This window comes from Brevundimonas sp. A19_0 (assembly GCF_017744255.1).
Lineage (GTDB): Bacteria > Pseudomonadota > Alphaproteobacteria > Caulobacterales > Caulobacteraceae > Brevundimonas.
Map to the genome: position 1 here is coordinate 268,467 of NZ_JAGHQP010000003.1, position 19,694 is coordinate 288,160.

At 67.1% G+C, this 19,694-nt stretch carries 22 protein-coding genes and 1 tRNA gene; 8 read left to right on the top strand and 15 right to left on the bottom strand.

Annotated features, from left to right (window positions below; genetic code table 11):
• Positions 1–2 precede the first annotated feature (2 nt).
• The 4 genes from J7346_RS05500 to J7346_RS05515 form a co-directional block, all read right to left on the bottom strand.
• Positions 3–1,055, bottom strand: coding sequence for an AI-2E family transporter (locus J7346_RS05500; RefSeq protein ID WP_209118554.1), 1,053 nt, complete (start codon positions 1,053–1,055; stop codon positions 3–5).
• Positions 1,056–1,087: 32 nt separating this feature from the next.
• Positions 1,088–1,480: a host attachment family protein gene (locus J7346_RS05505; protein WP_209118556.1), complete on the bottom strand. Its 393-nt coding sequence runs from the start codon at positions 1,478–1,480 to the stop codon at positions 1,088–1,090.
• 82 nt (positions 1,481–1,562) lie between these two features.
• Positions 1,563–1,832: a hypothetical protein gene (locus J7346_RS05510; RefSeq protein WP_209118558.1), complete on the bottom strand. Its 270-nt coding sequence runs from the start codon at positions 1,830–1,832 to the stop codon at positions 1,563–1,565.
• 185 nt (positions 1,833–2,017) lie between these two features.
• A complete protein-coding gene (locus tag J7346_RS05515; RefSeq protein WP_209118560.1) occupies positions 2,018–2,638 on the bottom strand; it encodes a TetR/AcrR family transcriptional regulator in 621 nt (206 codons plus the stop codon).
• Positions 2,639–2,763: 125 nt separating this feature from the next.
• Here J7346_RS05515 and J7346_RS05520 point away from each other — a divergent pair, with 125 nt between their 5' ends.
• Positions 2,764–3,501 carry a Coq4 family protein gene (locus J7346_RS05520; RefSeq protein WP_209118562.1) on the top strand — a complete coding sequence of 246 codons (738 nt, stop codon included), beginning with the start codon at positions 2,764–2,766 and terminating at the stop codon, positions 3,499–3,501.
• 151 nt (positions 3,502–3,652) lie between these two features.
• Positions 3,653–5,095, top strand: a complete 1,443-nt coding sequence (locus tag J7346_RS05525) for an aldehyde dehydrogenase family protein (protein WP_209118564.1) — start codon at positions 3,653–3,655, stop codon at positions 5,093–5,095.
• On the opposite strand, the gene J7346_RS05530 is transcribed toward J7346_RS05525, so the two are convergent.
• Positions 5,015–5,530 (bottom strand): PQQ-binding-like beta-propeller repeat protein, encoded by a 516-nt coding sequence (locus J7346_RS05530; RefSeq protein ID WP_245157665.1) that lies wholly within the window; start codon positions 5,528–5,530, stop codon positions 5,015–5,017. The two genes, J7346_RS05525 and J7346_RS05530, sit on opposite strands and share 81 nt — an antisense overlap.
• A 389-nt stretch (positions 5,531–5,919) precedes the next feature.
• On the opposite strand from J7346_RS05530, the gene J7346_RS05535 reads away from it, so the two are divergent.
• From J7346_RS05535 to J7346_RS05545, 3 genes are read left to right on the top strand one after another with little or no spacing between them, the layout of a single operon-like run.
• Positions 5,920–6,087, top strand: a complete 168-nt coding sequence (locus tag J7346_RS05535) for a hypothetical protein (RefSeq protein WP_209118565.1) — start codon at positions 5,920–5,922, stop codon at positions 6,085–6,087.
• A gap of 11 nt (positions 6,088–6,098) precedes the next feature.
• Positions 6,099–6,281 carry a hypothetical protein gene (locus tag J7346_RS05540; protein WP_209118567.1) on the top strand — a complete coding sequence of 61 codons (183 nt, stop codon included), beginning with the start codon at positions 6,099–6,101 and terminating at the stop codon, positions 6,279–6,281.
• A gap of 18 nt (positions 6,282–6,299) precedes the next feature.
• Positions 6,300–7,337 (top strand): hypothetical protein, encoded by a 1,038-nt coding sequence (locus tag J7346_RS05545; protein ID WP_348521456.1) that lies wholly within the window; start codon positions 6,300–6,302, stop codon positions 7,335–7,337.
• Here J7346_RS05545 and J7346_RS05550 read toward each other — a convergent pair whose 3' ends face one another.
• From J7346_RS05550 to J7346_RS05590, 9 genes are all read right to left on the bottom strand, one after another.
• Positions 7,338–7,640, bottom strand: coding sequence for a hypothetical protein (locus J7346_RS05550; RefSeq protein ID WP_209118571.1), 303 nt, complete (start codon positions 7,638–7,640; stop codon positions 7,338–7,340).
• 3 nt (positions 7,641–7,643) lie between these two features.
• The gene (gene ctaD, locus J7346_RS05555; RefSeq protein ID WP_209118573.1) at positions 7,644–10,172 is read right to left on the bottom strand and encodes a cytochrome c oxidase subunit I; all 2,529 of its coding nucleotides are present in this window, start codon (positions 10,170–10,172) and stop codon (positions 7,644–7,646) included.
• Entirely contained in the window at positions 10,169–11,149 is a 981-nt protein-coding gene (coxB, locus tag J7346_RS05560) for a cytochrome c oxidase subunit II (RefSeq protein ID WP_209118575.1), read from the bottom strand. Before coxB ends, ctaD begins: the two co-directional genes overlap by 4 nt.
• Positions 11,112–11,492, bottom strand: a complete 381-nt coding sequence (locus J7346_RS05565; RefSeq protein WP_245157666.1) for a c-type cytochrome — start codon at positions 11,490–11,492, stop codon at positions 11,112–11,114. Before J7346_RS05565 ends, coxB begins: the two co-directional genes overlap by 38 nt.
• 619 nt (positions 11,493–12,111) lie before the next feature.
• On the bottom strand, positions 12,112–12,798 hold the full coding sequence (locus tag J7346_RS14985) for a cytochrome b (protein WP_348521457.1): 687 nt from the start codon (positions 12,796–12,798) through the stop codon (positions 12,112–12,114).
• The gene (locus J7346_RS05575) at positions 12,795–13,520 is read right to left on the bottom strand and encodes a cytochrome c oxidase assembly protein (RefSeq protein ID WP_209118579.1); all 726 of its coding nucleotides are present in this window, start codon (positions 13,518–13,520) and stop codon (positions 12,795–12,797) included. Before J7346_RS05575 ends, J7346_RS14985 begins: the two co-directional genes overlap by 4 nt.
• Positions 13,517–15,997, bottom strand: coding sequence for a membrane-bound PQQ-dependent dehydrogenase, glucose/quinate/shikimate family (locus tag J7346_RS05580; RefSeq protein WP_209118581.1), 2,481 nt, complete (start codon positions 15,995–15,997; stop codon positions 13,517–13,519). The genes J7346_RS05575 and J7346_RS05580 overlap by 4 nt, the downstream gene beginning before the upstream one ends.
• Before the next feature lie 99 nt (positions 15,998–16,096).
• Positions 16,097–16,372 carry a hypothetical protein gene (locus J7346_RS05585; protein WP_209118583.1) on the bottom strand — a complete coding sequence of 92 codons (276 nt, stop codon included), beginning with the start codon at positions 16,370–16,372 and terminating at the stop codon, positions 16,097–16,099.
• 169 nt (positions 16,373–16,541) lie between these two features.
• Entirely contained in the window at positions 16,542–17,132 is a 591-nt protein-coding gene (locus J7346_RS05590; RefSeq protein ID WP_209118585.1) for a hydrolase, read from the bottom strand.
• A 220-nt stretch (positions 17,133–17,352) separates the two neighbouring features.
• Here J7346_RS05590 and J7346_RS05595 point away from each other — a divergent pair, with 220 nt between their 5' ends.
• Entirely contained in the window at positions 17,353–18,273 is a 921-nt protein-coding gene (locus J7346_RS05595) for a LysR substrate-binding domain-containing protein (protein WP_209118586.1), read from the top strand.
• A 30-nt stretch (positions 18,274–18,303) separates the two neighbouring features.
• Here J7346_RS05595 and J7346_RS05600 read toward each other — a convergent pair.
• Positions 18,304–18,393, bottom strand: a tRNA-Ser gene (locus tag J7346_RS05600).
• 132 nt (positions 18,394–18,525) lie between these two features.
• On the opposite strand from J7346_RS05600, the gene msrA reads away from it, so the two are divergent.
• Both msrA and J7346_RS05610 read left to right on the top strand, forming a co-directional pair.
• Entirely contained in the window at positions 18,526–19,173 is a 648-nt protein-coding gene (msrA, locus tag J7346_RS05605; RefSeq protein ID WP_209118588.1) for a peptide-methionine (S)-S-oxide reductase MsrA, read from the top strand.
• 3 nt (positions 19,174–19,176) lie between these two features.
• Entirely contained in the window at positions 19,177–19,542 is a 366-nt protein-coding gene (locus J7346_RS05610; RefSeq protein ID WP_209118590.1) for an MmcQ/YjbR family DNA-binding protein, read from the top strand.
• Positions 19,543–19,694 lie beyond the last annotated feature (152 nt).

Sequence of the window (19,694 nt, forward strand, 5' to 3'; positions counted from 1 at the left end):
CCTCAGCCCGGCAAGGACACGTCCTCGCCCAGGGTGTTGCGCACATAGAGCAGCTTCACCCAGACCAGACCGACGACGAGCAGGGGCGAAGCGAACATCACGCCCAGCGGCCCGAACAGCGTGCCAAGTCCCAGCACCCCGAACAGGGTCAGCACGGGCGGCAGGTTGACGGCGCGCTTCTGTATGAAGGGATAGATGAGGTTGCTCTCGATCTGCTGGACGACGAAATAGACCACGATCACCCACAGGATCATCTCCGGGCCCTGATCGAGGGCCAGCAGGACCGCCGGGACTACCGACACGATCGGCCCGACAATCGGGACGAAGGCCGCAAGCCCGGCGAACAGGCCGAGCGCGACGGGGGAGGGCAGACCGATCAGCGCGGTGCCGATACCGGTCAGCACGCCGACGACCGTCATGTCGGCCAGCGTCCCCAGCAACCACAGGCGCAGGGCGCGGCCGCTCTCGTTGGCGGCTTCGCGCAGCGGCTCTCGCGGACCGCGGGGGGCCAGCATCAGCAGGCCGTCGCGCATGCGTTCGGGCTGGACCGCAAAGAACAGGCCGGCAAAGACCACGAGCAGAAGATTGGCTCCGGCCCCGACGACGGTCATCACATAGCCGCCCACCTGACCGACCATGCCCTGCAGGCTGGAGGTGGAGCCTGCACCGTCCAGCCGGCTGGCCAGCTGGTCGCCGAAGGGCAGGGTGGCGATGCGGGTCTCAAGCTCTGCCAGGGAAGCCGGCAGCCGGTCCGCCAGTGTGGCGACCTGGTTGCTGATCGTTGAGCCGAACAGCCAGGCCGAGCCGCTCAGGACCGCCAGGATGGCCACGGCCGCCACCGCAATGCTCAGGCCGGTCGACAGCCCCGTGCGGTCCCGGATGGGATCGGCGAGACTGCGGACCAACACCGCAATGATGACGGCCGCGAAGGCGAGCAGCAGGACTGTTGCCAGCTTCCACAGCAGCGCCATACCCACAATGACCGCCGCGATGAACAGCACCTTGCGGATGAAGCCGGCATCAAGGCTGGTCGCGGAGGAGGTGGAACGGGTCATGAGACCTCCGGGCTGGGGCTGTCGATGCGGACCTACCCGCTGATTGACTTCTCGATGTCCTCGACCGAGGCGTTGATCAGCGTCTTGGCCTGCTCAAGCACCAGTTTGTCGGTGACTTCGGAATGCAGCAGGGGGCGAATCTCGCCCAGCGTCACCGGGTCGGCGATCAGGATCAGGTGATCAAACTGGCCCGAGTGGGCCATCTTGAAGAGCCGCTCGGCGATCATTTTCGAAAAGGTCGCTTCGTTGAGGTCGCGATCCGACATGTCCGGCGGGGTCTTGCCGGAAGGCCCCTGGTCGGCGAGGTCGCCGGTGGCCCAGTTGCCGTCGTGTTGGAGCGAGCCGCCCTTGACGCGGAAGGTCTTGGCGCCGTCTCCCGTGGCGACGACGACGAGGGTGCCTTCTTTCTGACGGAGGTTAGACATGGCGGTCCTTTCGAGAATCGAGGTGGGGCGCCCGCTCCGAGGCGCGCCTTAAATGAGGTTTGTGTCGGGTGCCGGCCGGCGCTCAGGCCTTGCCGAGGTTCCCGCCGGGCGTGGCGCCACTGCCGCCGCTGCCGGGCTCGACGATCGGGCCGCTGGCGGGTTCGCCCAGTTCGGCGCCTGCGCTCTTGATGCGGTTGATGGCGTCCTGGTCCAGACCCGCGCGCTTGAGATCGGACCAGTCATGATAGGGGCGGTGCTGGATGATGGCGTCGGCCTTGTCGCCGATGGCTTCTTCGCCGGCCAGATCCCCGGCGGGAGCGAGGTTGAGGTAGAGGGTCTTGTCGCGGCTCATGGAGTCTCCGAACGTCTCGTGGGTCGATCATGGGGCCATTCGGACGCCGTCTTCGGCGTCCGCGCAGGGCACATGTCGTGGACAGGCGGGCCGTGCCCGCCAGGGTGTGTGGTGTTAATCAACCAGAGCGAGGGGAGTTCCGGCCGGGCGCGCCATTCTGCGGGTGCAGGACGCCGCGCGTCCGCTCAGCCTTTTGCGGCTCGAGGAAGAGACTGGGCCAGCAGCCCCGCGACCACCCGTCGGCCCGAGTCGGCATCCTGGTCCAGCATACCCCGCAGGGGCGGACCGATGAGCGCATCGCCGAAAGCGCTCAGGGCGATGAACAGCACGGCGTCCCTGACCTGAGGCGCGTCCGCAGGGTCGATGTCGCCCAGCTTCTCCTGAATGGCCTCGACCAGGCCCCGCACCGCAGCCCTCACGGGGTCCAGATGCGACAGGTCACCCGACATGACGATCCACGCCGCCAGCTTGCCGGCTCCGCCCGCGTCGAAGGCGTCAAAGACGGCATTGACCAGCTCCATCGGGGCCCCTTCGTCCGTGCGGAGCCTCGCGACGGCGCGATCCAGCGCCCGGGTAAGGTCCTCGACCATCGAACCCATCAGGGCCGATTGCAGTCCGGCGGCAGAGCCGAAGTGGTGGATCAGGTTGGTGTGCGTGACCCCGATGTCCTGGGCAACGGCCGCCAGGGTGACTGCGGTGGGGCCCCCTTCCAGCAGCAGGGTCCGCGCCGACGCCACGGCTTCGCGGCGCGCTTCTTCGGGCGCGCGGCGGCGGCGGCGGACGGGTGAGGTGTCTTTTATTGACATTGATGTCAGTTATAGCTACATCGGTAGCCTGTCCGGTTAGGCTCTGCAGAAAGGGGTGACAAGTGACGGCAACACTGACGATCGGGTCGCCAGACCCCACCACAACCCGACCCACGAACGCCCGCATGCCCGTCTCGCGGGCAGGGCGGCGGCGGATCCAGCCTGTCCGGGCGATCCGGGCCCTTCGGCGGCTGCTGGCCGACAAGGAGGACACCGCCCAGGTCTTCGAGATCATGAATGCGCTGGCCGGGGACTCTGCGCGCCGGGGCTATCTGAAGATGCTGCGCACGCCCGAGGGCGGGGATCAGGCCTTCCGCATGACCGAGCTGGCCGACCGGCTTCAGGACAAGACCTGGCTGCGCGCCCTGCCCGCCGACTCGGTCGGGGCGGCCTATCTGGCGCTGATCGAGGAGCGGGATTTCTCGGCCTATGGGCTTGCCGAAGAGAGTCGGAAGGTGGCCGACACCGAGATTGACGCCGCCCATCCCTATGCCTGGTACGCGCGTCGCCTGCGGGATGTGCATGACATCTGGCACGTGCTGACCGGCTATCAGACGGACGCCCTGGGCGAAGCCTGCGTCGTCGCCTTTTCGTATCCCCAGACCCGCAGCACGGGCTTTGGCCTGATCGCGGCGGGCGTGGCGCTGGAGTTCATGCGCGCCCGTACCGGCCACCCGTGCGCGCGGGCGATCCTGCAGGCTTGGCAGAGGGGCAGGCGTGCTGCCTGGCTGCCCGGCCTCGACTATGAGGCGCTGCTGGCCGAACCGCTCGACAAGGCCCGGGCGCGGCTCGGCCTCTCGGGACCGACGCTGTACGATCAGGTGCCGGTCGACGCCCGCAACGCCTATCGGGACGTGGCGTAACAGGGCGGGCGGTGCTCGCCGTAGCGGAAGCGGTTCGCCCGCAATCGCGGGCGCAGCCCTTTTCCTGATCGCGCTGCCACGGGTTAAAGAGGACCACCAAGCGGGCGTGCCTGAATCGGGCATCACTCGCACCTGCCTCCAAGGACCTCCGATGACTGACACACTGCAGCTGCGCCACTGGATCAACGGTGAACGGGCGGGCGCCGATCTGTCCGCCGAAAGCCTGAACCCGTCGGACACGCGCGATGTGGTGGCTCGCATGCCGGTGGGCGGCGCAGCCGAGGTGGACCAGGCGGTGTCGGCCGCGAAGGCCGCCTTTGACGGGTGGGCGGAGGCGTCTCCCGAAGTGCGCTCGGACGTGCTGGACCGGGCAGGTTCGCTCGTCATGGAGCGGCGAGAGCTCATCGGCCGACTGCTGTCGCGGGAAGAGGGCAAGACCCTCGCCGAGGGGATAGGCGAGACCGCGCGCGCCGCCCGGGTCCTGAAGTATTTTGCCGGCGAGGCGCTTCGCCTGCATGGGCAGAACCTGGCCTCGATCCGACCGGGCGTGGAGGTCCAGACCTATCGCCAGCCCATCGGCGTGTTCGGACTGATCACCCCCTGGAATTTCCCGATTGCCATCCCGGCGTGGAAGATCGCGCCGGCCATCGCCTTCGGCAATACGGTCGTGATCAAGCCGGCCAGCCTGACGCCTGCCACCGCCGAGGCGCTGATCGCCATCCTGCATGAAGCGGGTCTGCCGGACGGGGTGGTCAATATGGTCATCGGCGACGGCGATGTCGGGCGCGCCATCGTCGCGCATGACGATGTAGCCGGCATCAGCTTCACCGGTTCCCAGAAGGTCGGCGCGGGCGTGGCGGAAGGCGCGATGAAACGTCAGGCGCGCGTGCAGCTCGAGATGGGCGGGAAAAATCCGCTGATCGTGCTCGACGACGCAGACCTCGATCGTGCGGTCCAGATCGCTCTCGATGGCTCCTTCTTCTCGACCGGCCAGAGATGCACGGCCTCCAGCCGCCTGATTGTCCAGGACGGCATCCATGACCGCTTCGTCGCGGCCCTCGTCGAACGGCTCAAGGGGCTGAAGGTGGGCGATGCGCTGGATCCCTCCACCAACATCGGCCCCGCCGTCAGCGAGGATCAGCGCGAGGTCAGCTACTGCTATATGGCCGTCGCGAGCGATGAGGGGGGGCGCATCGTCGCCGGCGGGGACCGGCTCCAGCTGGACAGGCCGGGCTGGTATGTCCGGCCGACCCTGATCACCGAGACGGCGCCCGCCATGCGGATCAACAACGAGGAGGTCTTCGGACCCGTTGCTTCAACGATCCGGGTGGCCTCCTATGAAGAGGCGCTGGACGTGGCGAACGGCGTCGAGTTCGGCCTGTCTGCGGGCATTGTGACGGCCAGCCTCAACTACGCGCGCGATTTCCAGCGTCGGGCGAAGGCCGGCATGACGATGGTCAATCTGCCCACCGCCGGGGTCGACTACCACGTGCCCTTCGGCGGCTCGAAGAAGTCATCCTACGGGGCCCGCGAGCAGGGCTTCGGCGCCGCGGACTTCTACACCCAGATCAAGACCAGCTACTCGGCGGGTTGAGGTGATGGCACCCGGGTGTCGCCGCTCGCGCCGCTCCGGAAGCGCCCAGGCGATCACCTGGTCTCCCCGGGGCGTTTCCATGAAATGGTGGCCGCCGGTCATGAGCACCAGAAACTGTCGGCCGTCTTCCTCGTAGACGATGGGCGCAGCCTGCCCGCCGGCCGGCAGAACATCCGTCCACACGGTTTCGCCTGTTTCGATGTCGATCGCCCGGATCAGATTGTCCGTCGCCGCGGCAATGAAGATCAGGCCGCCCGCCGTGACCACGGACCCGCCGTTGTTGGGCGTGCCGATATCAATGGGCAGCATCGAGGGAATGCCGAACGGACCGTTCTTGCGCACCTGGCCGAGGGGGCGATCCCACAAGGTCCGACCCGTCCGGGTGACGACATCGGTCGGACCTCGCCCTTGTGCCGGGACGCTGGCCAGTTCCATGTCCCGGCAGGTTCAGAGAGTAAACCCGGCATGCCCCCGGGGGGTGCCACCCTCTTGATGTTCAAGGCCGGGAGCGATGTCGGCGCTGTCAGTCCAACGACAACTCGTCTCCACTACTCGTCCAGAGCCTCGGCGCGCTCAAGGTGCGTCTCCAGGTTGGGAACAACATGGGTGGCATGGGCGGCGAGCGCCGGGGCATCCGCATTGTCGCTGATTGCTGTCCTGCCCCAACACATTGCCGGGCAAGCGGGTTCCGTGGGGCCCTTCTGCCAAGGCTGTGCTCATCAGCTGACGTTCGGGACCGGCTGCCCCGGGCAGGAGATAGCAACGTTTCAGACCAGCGAGCGTTGACCTGATGGCCCGCTCCAGGGAGTCGAGGTCGCGAACCGATGGTCGATATTCTGATCGAGAAACTGGAACGCCGCGACCGGCTGTCGGACGCCGAAACAGATGTGCTGCGGGCCCTGCCACCCGAGCGGCGCCGCGTCGAGGCCGGATTCCGGACTCAGCGATCCGGCCGTCGCCTGGACAGTTCAGAGTCCTGTCTACGATCCTAGGGAGAGACGAAATGGACACCACTTTCCTGTGGGCCTTTGCCATTATCGGCGGCCCGATCCTGCTGCTGATCGCGGCGGCGTGGGCGCGCACTCGCGCGGGACGGCGCAATGACCGGGTCGACCCGCGCACCCCGGCGGATGACCCGTCCAAGGGAATGCCCGGCCACGATGAGCCGCCTCCGCCGCAGTCCTGAGGCGTTCGCGATCATCCTGTGCTGAAGGACCTGCCCCTCCTCGTTTCCCTCGGACTGTTCGCCGTCGCCGCGGTCGCCGTTTGGATGGCCGGAGGGCGCCTGGCCCGGGACATCTCTGATCTCGCGGACCGCATGGGCATGAGCCAAGGGTTCGCGGGCATGCTCATTCTGGGCGGGATCACCTCCTTGCCCGAAATTGCCACGGCCGGCAGCGCTGCCCTTACCGGCTCCCCGCATCTGGCCATTACGAACCTGCTCGGCACGGGGTCCGTCAATATCCTGTTGCTGGTGGTCGCCGACCTGATGATTGCCGGGACAGCGCTGGCGGCGCTGGTCCGTTCATCATCGGTCCTGCTGCAGGGGTTGCTCGGCATGGTGCTGATGACGGCTGCAGCCGCTCTGGCGCTGATCGGCGATGTCGAGATGGCGTCGACCGGCCTGGGCTGGGGGACGACCGGCCTGTTCGTCGCCTGTGCCGGGGCAATCTTTCTCGCCTCGCGCTATGAGAAGCATCCCGGCTGGACGGCCACCGGAAAGCGGGGCCAGTCCGAACGGGCGGCCGGTCCGGATGAGAGCCACGCCTCGACCCTCATGCTGACGCTGCGCGTGGCGGGGGCGGGGGCGGTCATACTGGTCGCGGGGTTCGCCCTGTCCCAGACGGCTGACGGGATCGCCGCAGATACAGGCATCGGCACCGGTCTGGTCGGCATTACCCTGCTGGCGCTGGCCACCTCCCTGCCGGAACTGAGCTCGATCCGCACGGCCCTGACCATCAAGCGGTACGATCTGGCGGTCGGCGATGTCCTGGGCACCAACCTGTTCAACATCGCTGTGCTGTTCGTCGTGGACGTGGCCTACCGCGACGGGCCCGCGATGGCAGAGCCCGAAACATTCTCGGGCGTTGCGGCTCTGCTGGCTGTGATCATGATCGGCCTCTACCTCGCCGGACAGATGGCCCGTCGCGTGCAGACTTTCCTTCGCCTCGGCCTGTCGTCCTGGGCAATTCTGGCCAGCTATGCCGGGGGCCTGACCCTGCTGTGGTACATTCGGCCCTGATCAGACGAACAGGGCGGGGAAGGACTGCCAGACGACAGCCACCCCCGCGAGAATGGCGCCGGAAATGCCGACGTCCGCCACCCAGAGCTGAGCGCCGTCCAGCCGCTGCCGGTCCCTTACGCTCCAGACAAGCAGCCCGCCGAGGGCCGCGATGCATACAAATGAAGCCAGCAGGACGCTTGCGCGCGAGGCCAGACCCTGCGACGCATCCTGCAGCACGAAGATGCTGCCAATCCCGTAGATGAGTCCGAAGTGCAGGCCCCACACCAGCCACGGCCCCAGCAAGCGAATCCAGGGCGCCATCAATCAGCCCCCCGGAAAGATGCGGGTCAGGGCGGCAGCAATCAGACCCTGCCCAGCGACATAGGCGAGGAACAGGCTGATGAGATCGACCGTGCTGCCCCGATTTGCACCGACAAGTCCGCAAAGGGTTCGTGCGGCGAGATAGCCCGCCATCATTATCCCGGTCGCCAACATGACGCCTTGCCAGGACAGCAGGGCAAATATGATCGCTCCCTGACTTGAAGCGTGCGGCCGCAGTCCCTCGATCCACCAACTCCCGAAATCAGCAGTCCAACCGGCCAGGGCGATCAGGGCGGCAAGACCAATGGCCAGAAGAGCCATCCCTGGGCCGGCCCGGCCTGTTCGTCGCAGCAGGGGCGGTGCGGCGAGCGCCAGGCCAAGGGTCGCGGCATATGCACCCTCGATCCCCGCCAGCCATGGCAGGCCCGGAGGGGCCGTCCAGCCCTCACCCGACCCGCTCCACAGGAAGACGTAGCTGAAGACCGCCATGAGGAACACCATGCCGGCCACGGTCAGCAACACCGTCATGGCCCACCAGCCGTGGCCCATCGGGCCCGTGACATAGGTCGGGACCTTGATGCCGGCGCCGATGTCGACAGACGGAATCTCCGGGTGCCAATCCGTTTCCCACAGCCACCTGAGAACGCAGATCACGGCCAGGACGCCGCTGATGACTCCCGTCCAGTAGGCCTGCACGGTGAGCAGCAGGAAAAAGCCCGCCGTGAACACGGCCGCGAACAGCGGCCAGGGGGACGGGCCGGGCATGGTCTGGATATATTGGGGGCGTGCCTCCACCGGACTGGTGATCAGGGTTTCCCGCCGGCCGGTCGCGGTGTTGGGCAGGAAATAGCGACCGGCGTCGACGTTGCGGGCGAAGTCCGGATCGTCCCACAGGGGATAGCGGCTGCGAACGAGCGGGATACTGCGAGTCGAATAGAGGTCGGTCGGCAGCCATTCGAGCGTGCCGGCCTCAAAGACATTTCCGGCGTCGTCATCGACTGTGAAGCGAAAGCTGCGGATCAGGTCGATGATGAACACCAGAACGCCCAAGGCGATCAGGAAGGCGCCCACGGTCGAGATCATGTTCGGCAGCTCCCAGCCCCGGCCCGGCAGATAGGTGTAGACCCGCCGCGGCATCCCCATCAGGCCGGTCAGGTGCATGGGCAGGAAGGCGACGTGCATGCCGGTGAACATCAGCCAGAAGACCCCGCGCCCGAGCCGTTCGGACAGGCGGCGTCGGCTCATCATCGGGATCCAGTAGTAGAAGGCGGCGAACAGCGGAAAGACCATCCCGCCGATCAGCACATAGTGAAGATGGGCCACGATGAAGTAGCTGTCGTGCGCCTGCCAGTCGAAGGGCACCATGGCCACCATCACCCCGGTCAGGCCGCCCATGACAAAGATGATCACACTGCCGACGCAGAACAGGGCGGGCGTACTCCAGCGTATTCGCCCGGCGGCCAGGGTGGCGATCCAGGCGAAGACCTGTATCCCCGCCGGCACGCTGACGGCCATGCTGGCGGCAGAAAAGAAGCTGACGGACAGGGTCGGCAGGCCTGTCGTGAACATGTGGTGCGCCCAGACTCCGAAGCTGATGAAGGCCGTCGCCACAAGCGCCAGCACCACGGCGCGATATCCGATCAGGGGGGTCCGGGCGATGGTCGGGATCATCATGCTCATCAGCCCCGCGGCGGGCAGGAAGATGATGTAGACCTCGGGGTGTCCGAAGAACCAGAACAGGTGCTGCCACAGCAGGGGGTCTCCCCCCCGGGTGGGGTCGAAGAACGGCCAGTTGAGAGCTCGCTCAAGCTCGAGCAGGAGGGTGCCGAGGATGATGGCGGGAAAGCCGATGATGATCATCACGGCAAAGGCCAGCATGGCCCAGGCGAAGATCGGCATGCGGGCCAGTGTCATGCCCGGGGGGCGGGTCTTCAGGACCCCCACGACGATCTCGATTGCGCCGGCGATGGCCGAGATCTCGATGAAGCCGATGCCCAGCAGCCAGAAGTCAGCGTTGATGCCGGGAGAGAAGGCCTTGGACGTCAGCGGGGGGTACATGAACCAGCCGCCGCTCGGAGCCAGACCGAAAAAGATCGAGCAGAAGAAGGCCAGCCCTCCCACCAGATAGGCCCAGAAGGCATAGGCAGACAGGCGAGGGAACGGCAGGTCGCGCGCCGCCAGCATCTGCGGCAGCAGCATGACCCCGAGAGCCTCCACGGCGGGCACGGCGAACAGGAACATCATCACCGTACCGTGCATGGTAAAGACCTGGTTGTAGGTCTCCTGCGGCAGGAAGCCCGACATCGGCAGGGCCAGCTGCGTCCGCATCAGCAGGGCCAGAATGCCGGCCAGAATGAAGAACAGGAAGGCCGCGCCGACGTAGTAGAGGCCGATGTAATTGTTGTTCACCACGGTGAACCAGCCAAACCAGCCCTTGGGCTTGGCCCAGACCCGCTTCAGCTCTTCCAGCTCGCCCTGCGGCCGGTCGCCCTTCGTGGGAAAGCGTTGGGACAGATCGATTTCGCCGCTCATTCCAGACCGTCCAGATAGGCGGATACGGCCATCAGTTCCTCACCCGACAGGACGCTGTAGGGGGGCATGCGGTTGCCGGGCTTGATGGTCTGGCTGTCGGCGATCCAGCCCGCCAGCGTGCCCTGGTTGTTGGGCAGGATGCCGGCGCCGAGACTGCGGCGGCCTCCGACGTGGGTCAGATCCGGTCCGGCGAGGCCGTTGGCCGCCGTGCCCCCGACGGTGTGGCAGGCCCCGCAGCCACTGCTCTCGAACACCTCGGCTCCGCGAAGGGCCACAGGCGTGACGGGCGCTGTGGCGGGCGCATGCAGACGCTCCATCTCACCTTCGAAGTCCTCCGGACGGTGGGCAACGACGACCAGGCCCATCAGGGCGTGCGGGCCCCCGCAGTACTCGGCACATTGCCCTCCGTAGGAGCCGGGCCTGTCTGCCGTGAGGATCAGCCGATTGATCCGTCCGGGAACCATGTCCAGCTTGCCGGCCAGCTGCGGAACCCAGAAGCTGTGGATCACGTCATTCGACGTGAGTTCGAACAGGACGGGGCGGCCCACCGGAATGTGGACCTCATTGGCGTCGCGGGCGATCACGCGTCCCTCGCTGTCCAGATAGGTTACGCGCCACCACCACATCTCGCCGGTGACCTGGATACGGAGTTCGTCCCCGGTCGGGCGGCTGGACAGGCTGGATGTCAGGGTCAGGCCCCAGACCAGAAGTCCCGACAGAACGACAACCGGGAAGGCGAAGCCGGCGCCCCAGATCAGCCATCGACCGCCCAGCCGCTTCTTCAGCGGCGCATTTCCGAAAAGAGCCCCGGCAAGCGCAAAGCCCACGACCACCATGACGAGCACGGCCATAAGGAGCAGGGCCCAGGACAGGGTGGTGATGCGCTCCGAGAAAGGGCCGGCCGGATCGAGCACCGGCGGGGGCCATCCGACGAGCGCGTCAGCGAGGCTGGAGCGTGTAGAGGTAGGCTGCAACATCTCGGGCCTGGCTCTCGGTGAGGGGCATGGGGGGCATGGCGGAGTCCGGGGACAGGGCCGGGGCATTCCGCACAAAGGCGGTCAGGGTGTCAGGGTCATTACTCAGGCTGCCGGCGATCAGGGGGCGGGCAGCAAAGCCCTCCAGCGAGGGGCCCGTGCGCCCCATCGGCCATTCTACGCCGGGCACGACGTGGCAGGCCGCACACCCGGTGGCGCGAATGGTCTCCAGCCCGGCTTCGGGCGATCCTGCCGGCATAGGGTGTTGTTCGGCAACATCGGTTCCACAGGCCGACAGGCTCGCCAAAACTGCCAGACTGATTGTGCGACCCGCGGCCATGGCCATTCTCCCCTCCCTGTGAGCTTGACCGTTGAGGCGGGAACCAACGGTCGCGGGTGAGGTTCCGCCCTGATGGGTCGAATATCCTGGATCGCAGTGCTGGCCGCCGCTGGCCTGGGCGCCTGTCATATCGGCGAACCTTCGCCCGACGCCTTTTCGCGCACGGGCCAATTGATCGCTCTGAGCGGCGGAGAGGCGGGTGCCGGCAACGCCTGCTTCACCTGCCATGGACTGGAGGGCGAAGGGCTGGGAGGAGCGCCGCGGCTGGCAGGTCTCTCGCCAGGCTATCTGCTGAAGCAGTTGCAGGACTATGCCGACGGGCGACGCGCCGATCCCACAATGCACGCCATCGCCGCAAAACTGTCGATGGAAGACCGGCGTGCGGTGGCCGATTGGTACGGCAGCCTGGAGCCTGCGGGCTTTTCCTTCGCCGGGGACACTGTTCCGGAAGGCCGGGACCTCTATCATCGCCCTTCGCCCGTCGGCAGTTGCGCCCAGTGTCATGGACCGGGCGGCGAGGGCCGGGGCGCAGCGATACCTCCTCTGGCGGGTCAGCCCCCGGAGTATCTGGCGCGTCAGCTTCGCCTGTGGCGGGACGGCAAACGTCAGAATGACCCGGATCACGTCATGCTCCGGGCGATTGCCGGGCTTGACGACGATCAGATCGAGGCGGTGGCGCGCCATGCGGCTTCGCTGGTCGCGGGGGGAGCGGGTTCAGAAAGGGCACCATCCCCGCAAGGGAATCGTCCCGATTCCAGAAATGGTGCTTCAGCGCCGCCCCCACATGAAGGGGGATCATCACCAGCAGGGTGACGACAGCGAAGAGGTGGGCGCGCTCTGCCACGGACATCAGCTGGTATCGGGTCTGACGGGGCAGGGTGTCGAACGGCAATTGCGGCCAGGGCGCGGCGCCGGCAAGCGACAGCGGCTGTTCGGCGGCCATGGAGGACCACATGGTCCAGCCGGACAGGGGCAGGACGATCAGCACGGCGTAGAAGGCATAGTGTGTGAGATGGGCAGCGCGGCTCTGCCAGCCGGGCTTGTCCGCGTCATTGATCGGTCCCGGGATGGCCAGCCGCCAGAGGCCGCGCAGCATGATCATGACCAGGATCAGAAGGCCGACCTGGCTATGGAGCTGGTACCCCTCCAGCTTGTCGGCGCCGACCGGCAGGCGACCGATGCGCCAGCCCCACCACAGCTGGAACACCACCAGGGCGGCCATCGCCCAGTGAAAGGTCATGCCGACGGGAGAATAGTGATCCCGGCCCGTGTGACCCCTGGCCCACAGCCGCACCTGCGAGACCAGACTCACGCGGCGCGCTCCGGAACCGGCGGCTCGCCCAGACTGCGGGCCAGAAGAACCAGGGCGGCGGCCAGATACAGTGCGGCGCCGGGCGCCCACATGATCAGACCGGCCAGCTGCTGATCCTCGATCCAGTCGAGGCCCCAGGGGGCCGTGGTCCCCGCGTGGGGAAGGTAGACGGCCCGGGGAGCGAAGGTCAGGATCGCGCCCAACAGGCCGGTGTGTACAAGCGTGACGAGCAGGGCGCCGCAGGCCAATGTTCCGCTGGCGGACCGCACGGCCGACCAGAACCACACCGCCGTTCCCAGCAAGCTGATCTGCATCAGCCAGTAGAGTCCGTCATGAGACAGTGCCAGCGCGTACAGTGAGGGCGCGTGCCAGATCCAGAGCACGGCGCCCTGCGCCAGGGTGGCTGCCGCGAGGCGCCCGCCCACCTTCGGCAGGCTCCAGGCGAGAAGGGGGGCGGCCACGCCCATCAGCCAGAGATGGTGCACCGTCCGCGCGGTGAACAGCGCCGAACTGGCGGCGCAGAGCGGCGAGACGAAGCTGACGGCAAGCGCGAGCACCGCCAGAACGGCCAGGGTCCGATCCTGTCGGGAGGGTCGCAGCGCCAGAAGGATGCCCAGCCCTCCCGCCAGGGCGATGAGCAGCAGCGGATCTCCATTCCACCGCCCCAGCACCGCTTCAGGCGTCGGAGCCGGGCCGCAGTAGGGAAGCGACGCCGGGGTCACCGCTCACGCCGCTCCGGAAGCGCCCAGGCGATCACCTGGTCTCCCCGGGGCGTTTCCATGAAATGGTGGCCGCCGGTCATGAGCACCAGAAACTGTCGACCGTCTTCCTCATAGACGATGGGCGCAGCCTGCCCGCCCGCCGGCAGAACATCCGTCCACACGGTTTCGCCTGTTTCGATGTCGATCGCCCGGATCAGATCGTCCGTCGCCGCGGCAATGAAGACCAGGCCGCCCGCCGTGACCACGGACCCGCCGTTGTTGGGCGTGCCGATATCAATGGGCAGCATCGAGGGAATGCCGAACGGACCGTTCTTGCGCGCCTGGCCGAGCGGGCGATCCCACAAGGTCCGACCGGTGCGGATGTCGATGGCGCGGATACCGCCGTAGGGGGGCTGTTTGCACAGCATGCCAGTGAAGCCCATCCGCCAGCCGGCGTTGACATCGATGGCATAGGGCGCGCCCCACTGCGGGTCACCGGCGCCTTCTGCCCCGTCCGGGACGCCGCCCCGCGACGCCGGCATCCCGGCGTCCTCCTTCAGCTCGGGGTGACCGCGCGGATACCAGCCCCTCTCGTTCGCCTGTTCGCGCGGGACGAGCCGGTTGTAGTTCGGCATGTCATTGTAGTTGGCAATGATCACGCCCCGCCGGGGATCGACCGCCACGCCGCCCCAGTCCGAGCCGCCATTGTAGCCCGGGTACTGGATCCAGCGCCTTTCCGTCGACGGCGGCGTGTACATGCCGTCGTATTCCGCACGACGGAATCCGATCCGGCAGATCATCTGGTCGATCGGGGACATGCCCCACATATCCCGCTCGGTCAGGTCATCCCTGGCGAGGGTGTGAAAGCCGGAAAAGGGCTGGGTCGCGCTGCGCATCTCCGGCTCGACACCGCCGCCGGGGACCGGGCGCTCCTCGACGTCAACCAGAGGCACCCCCGTTCGGCGGTCGAGGATATAGAGGTCGCCCTGTTTGCTCGGCAGGACCAGGGCCGGCACGGCGCCGGCGTCGGTCGGATAGTCGATGAGCGTCGCCTGGCTGCCCAGGTCATAGTCCCAGACATCGATATGCACCGTCTGGAATGACCACACCGGCTTGCCGGTCGTGACGTCCAGCGCCACAAGCGAGGTGGCAAAGCGGTTCTCCGCCTCCGAGCGATCGCTGCTGTAGTAGTCAGCCGCCGAATTCCCCATGGGCAGGTAGATCAGTCCCAGCTGCTCGTCCCCGGTGGCGGTCGTCCACATGTTGGGCGTGCCGCGGGTATAGGTCTCGCCCTCCGGGGGCAGGCCATCGAGGTCCGGCCGGGTCATGTCCCAGGCCCACCGCTGCTCTCCCGTCACGGCATCAAAGCCCTGGATCACGCCGGAGGGGGCCTCATTGTACTGGCCGTCCAGAACCTGATGACCGGTCACCACAACGCCGCGTACGATCGTGGGCGCCGAGGTCATCGAGACCATGCCGGGGATGACCTCTCCCATTCCGCGCTTGATGTCGACCTGTCCGTTCTCGCCGAAATCAGGACAGGGACGGCCGGTGCGGGCATCCACCGCGATCAGGCGACCGTCCAGTGTGCCCTCGATGATCCGCGTCGTGCAGGCGGTTGATGTGGTCCGCTGTTCGGCCTGCGCCGGAGCAGGGGGCGTTTCCGACGCCGGTTGCGCCACGGCCGTGCGGCGCGTGTCGTAATAGGCGACCCCGCGGCAAGCGGCGGTGTAGGGAATCCAGTCGTCCGAGACCTCGGGGTCGTAGCGCCAGCGCTGCTCGCCGGTGGCGGCATCGAGCGCGATCAGCTCATTGCGCGCGGTGCACAGATACAGGGTGTCGCCGATCTTCAGCGGAGTCGTTTCCGCCCCCCATTTGTCTTCGGGCAGGTCCTCTGTGTGGAACAGCCAGACACGCTCAAGCGTCTCCACATTGTCGCGGTCGATCTGGGTCAGGGGCGAATACCGCCGGGCAGCATAGGTGCCGCCGAAGGCCGGCCAGTCAGCGCCGGTCTGATAGAGGCCCGGCTCGGCCATGTCGCCGCTGCCCGCCGGGACCGAAAGGCCCGCCCCGGCGCGGTTTGCAACGCCGATCACAATCCCTCCGAGGATCACGAGGACAGCCAGCGCCCCGCCGCCGATGAAGGCCGCCCGCCTGCCGTGGGGCAGTAACAGGGGCAGGGCTGCGATCAGGACGGCCATGAGGACGGTCGGCGCGACCACTCGCGGGACGAGCGCCCAGCCGTTGAGCCCGACCTCCCAGAGCGCCCAGGGCAAGGTCAGGACGTAGAGGCCGGTATAGATCCATGCACCGAGCGGTCGACCGAGCGCCAGCAGGACGCCGGATGCCACGAGGGCCAGCCCTGCCGGCAGATAGTAGAAGGACCCCCCGAGCATCAGGAGCCAGGCGCCTCCGATCACCAACGGCAGGCCGACGATGACGAAGATGACGCCAATCGCGACCAGTGGCCACCGCGCCAGTGCCATTCCGTGGGGCATAGCATCCTCCTCTCGCTATGACCCCAACCCGGCGGGCGCCCGGGGGTTCCAGCGAGCGGTCAGGCTACGGCGCAGGTCCGGAGGGCGAAGACCCGCAGATCAGAGGAAGAGCAGGGCCACCAGAAGGACGCCGAGGACAGTGCCGGCCCCCGTCAACCAGACCCACATCGGAAGACGCAGGCCGGTCTGTCCGGCCTCAGGCGTCCTCCGCTCCGGTGCGGGCGGCGCGGGGGAATGCACCACAGGACTGGCGCCGCCGGCCTCGGCATCGGCCTGGCCGCTCGCAAGCACCGGGTCAAACACGGGCGTGGAGGCGTTGGGGTCGGTGTTCCCGTCGCCTTCGTTCAGACGCCTGTACTGGTCGGGTGATGACATCGGGCGGACCTCGCACTTGTGACGGGACGATGGACAGTTCCACGTCCCCGCAGCTTCAGGGGATAAACCCGGCACGACCCCGGGGGTTGCCGACGCCCCGGCCCACCGACGGGTGAGGGTAGAGCGGCGTGGCCTCAGCCGACCCGGACCGGTCGCCATGTGGTGGGCCTCACGCCTGTGCGGGAAGGTTCGCGAGGATGTATTCGACGGCCCAGCCCACACCTCCCCCATGGGCGAGCGTGATCGGGTACATGCGCTGGTATTCCGGCGCCGTATTGTCCGGCGACCATTCCGCCGCCACGGCAAACCACGACATCGGCACCGCGCCCGCCTGGATCATACGCTGGCAGGCGCGCTCATGCGCCTCGGGCGTCAGGCCGCCAGAGGCGTCGGCGACGAAATAGACCTCGTAGCCCTCACGCATGGCAGATAGCGACGTCTGGGCGAGACAGACCTCGGTCCAGAGACCCGCGATCACGAGCTTTTTCCGATCCGTCGCCTTCACTGCGGCAACGAAGGCGGGATCGGACCATGCGTTGGTGTTCGTCCGGTCGATGGGTTTCACGTCGGGCCAGAGGGCCGTGAGTCCCTGAAAGAGAGGGTCCCGCAGAGGGCCATTCTCTCCATTGATCGTCGTCAGGACGGTGGGCACACCCAGCACCTTCGCGGTCTTGGCCAGCGCCACGACATTGTTGGACAAATGCTCGGGAGAGATCGAATGGACCGGAAACGCCACCCAAGGCTGGTGGTCGATCAGCAAAAGGGGTCGAGTTTTCGATCGTCAACTCGTTGATTGTATGCATGTTCGGGTTCCCGGGCAGAGAGGAGGGCGGCAGCACCTGAATCCCGCACGATCAGGCCGTGCGCAGGCTTCTCCCGGGGGCAGCGCCGCCCGTTGAGGCCGCCCGCTCGCGCAGGAAGGCCACCCTATCTTCCGCCAGTCGACTTGATTAGACCGCGGCCGTGGATGACACTCATTCATGAATGACTTTATCGATGATACGCTCGGCGACCTGGCCCTCTTTGTTCGTGTCGTGAACGCCGGTGGCTTCACCGCGGCGGCCCGGCTGACCGGGACGCCGCAGCCGACGATCAGCCGTCGCATCGCGCAACTGGAAGCGCGCATCGGATTGAAGTTGCTTCATCGCAGTACCCGCTCGATCTCGATCACCGGGAGCGGGCGGCGGGTCTATGATCATGCCGTGACGATGATTGCGGCCGGCGAGGCCGCCGCCAGCGCAGCCCTGGCGATGCGAACCGAGATTTCGGGGCTGGTACGGATTACGGCGCCCGTGGTTCTCGGCCGGTACCTCGTCTCCCCCATTGTCCGGGAGGCATTGAGCACCCACCCTGATCTCCGCCTTGATGTCGAATGGACGACCCGGCGTGTCGACCTCCTGCATGACGGCGTGGATGTCGCCGTCCGGATCGGCCGGCCGACCGAGTCCGATGCGATGTTGACCCGCCTGGGACACGCGCGGCGTCGGATCTTTGCGCCGCCTTCCTGGTCGGCCCCGGACCCGTCTGTTCCTGCCGACCTCGACGGCGCACCGGTCGTCGGACTCGGGCCGAGCACCGAAGCGCCCCCGCTGGTTCTCCGGAGCGACGATCAGCGGGCGACCGTGCGGCCGGATTGGCGGATGGCCGCAAATGATGGCGACCTCGTGCTGGACCTTGCCGAAAGCTGCGGCTATCTCGCCATCCTGCCGGATTTCCTTCCGCCGCCCGACTGGCGTGTCCTTCTGCCGGATTGGGAAACGCGCCATGAGATCAACGCCATCACGGCGCCCGGCCGGGTCTCCGTGCCGAAAATTCGCTATGTGATCGACTGCCTGAGGGCGCGCGCCGCCACGCAGGGAGGTGAGGAGCACACCGTCTTCACAAGGTTGGAGACGCCTTGATATCCGCCTGGTATTGAAGGCCGGGGGCGATGGCGGACAGAGAGGGATTCGAACCCTCGGTACGCTTTCACGTACACACGCTTTCCAAGCGTGCGCGATCGACCACTCCGCCACCTGTCCATTTCCACATCGCGGAAACGCGCGGGCAGTCGACCCGCGAGAGGCGAGGCTGATAGAACAGACTGGCCCTCTCGGCAAGTCGGGGGAGACACCCCATATGCCTTGCCTCACCTGTTTTGATCGAGACCCGCCATGTTGTCGCAAAAGACCCAGATGCCCACGGCCGAGACCGCCCTGCCGGGGCGCGCCGAGCCCCTGCCCACAGATGAGTTGCACTTTGTCAGCGGCCATCCGCTGAAGGGGCCCTATCCCGAGGGGTTCGAGACGGCGGTGTTCGGCATGGGCTGTTTCTGGGGGGTGGAGCGCATCTTCTGGCAGCTGCCGGGGGTGTGGGTGACGGCGGTCGGCTATTCCGGCGGGCTGACCCCCAACCCGACCTATGAGGAGACCTGCACCGGGCGCACGGGCCACACCGAGGTCGTCAGGGTGGTGTTCGATCCGAAGGTGATCTCCTACGGCGACCTGCTGAAGGCCTTCTGGGAGAACCACGACCCGACCCAGGGCATGCGCCAGGGCAATGACATCGGCACCACCTACCGCTCGGCCGTCTATTACGCCAACGAGGCCCAGAAGGCCGAGGCGGAGCGGTCGCGCGAGGCCTATCAGGCGGCGCTGTCCAGGGCCGGTCGGGGTGAGATCACCACCGAAATCGAGGCGCTGGGTCCCTTCTATTACGCGGAGGACTATCACCAGGGGTATCTGGCCAAGAACCCGGCCGGCTATTGCGGGATCGGCGGGACGGGCGTGGTCTGCCCGATCGGCGTCGGCGTCGAGGCCTGATCGATGGACCGGGCGGGGATCGGCCGGGTCTGTCTGGCGCTGCCGGCGACGGAGCTGGCCCATTCGTTCGGCGAGGATCACGACGTCTACAAGGTCGGCGGCAAGATGTTCGCCATCGTCGGGGGCGAGGGCGCGATCAGCTTCAAGGTGTCGGACATCGCCTATGAGGTGCTGACCGAGGCCGGACACGCGGCGCCCGCCCCCTATATGGCGCGCGCCAAATGGGTGCAGGTCGAGGATCCGGCCAGCTGGGACGAGGCCGACCTGGCCGATCACCTGAAGACCGCCCACGCGCTGATCGCCGCGAAACTGACCAGGAAAGCGCGCGCGGAGCTGGGGTTGGGCCATGGCCGGGAAAACGCCGTCTGAATGGTCTGAATGGTTTGAACTCCGCTCCTCCCCCATCGGGGGAGGGGGACCATCCGAAGGATGGTGGAGGGGGCTGACGTCATCAGATGCACGGATCCTTTGCGCGAATGGCAGCTCTGCCCCCACCACCCCGGCGCAGAGCGCCGCGGTCC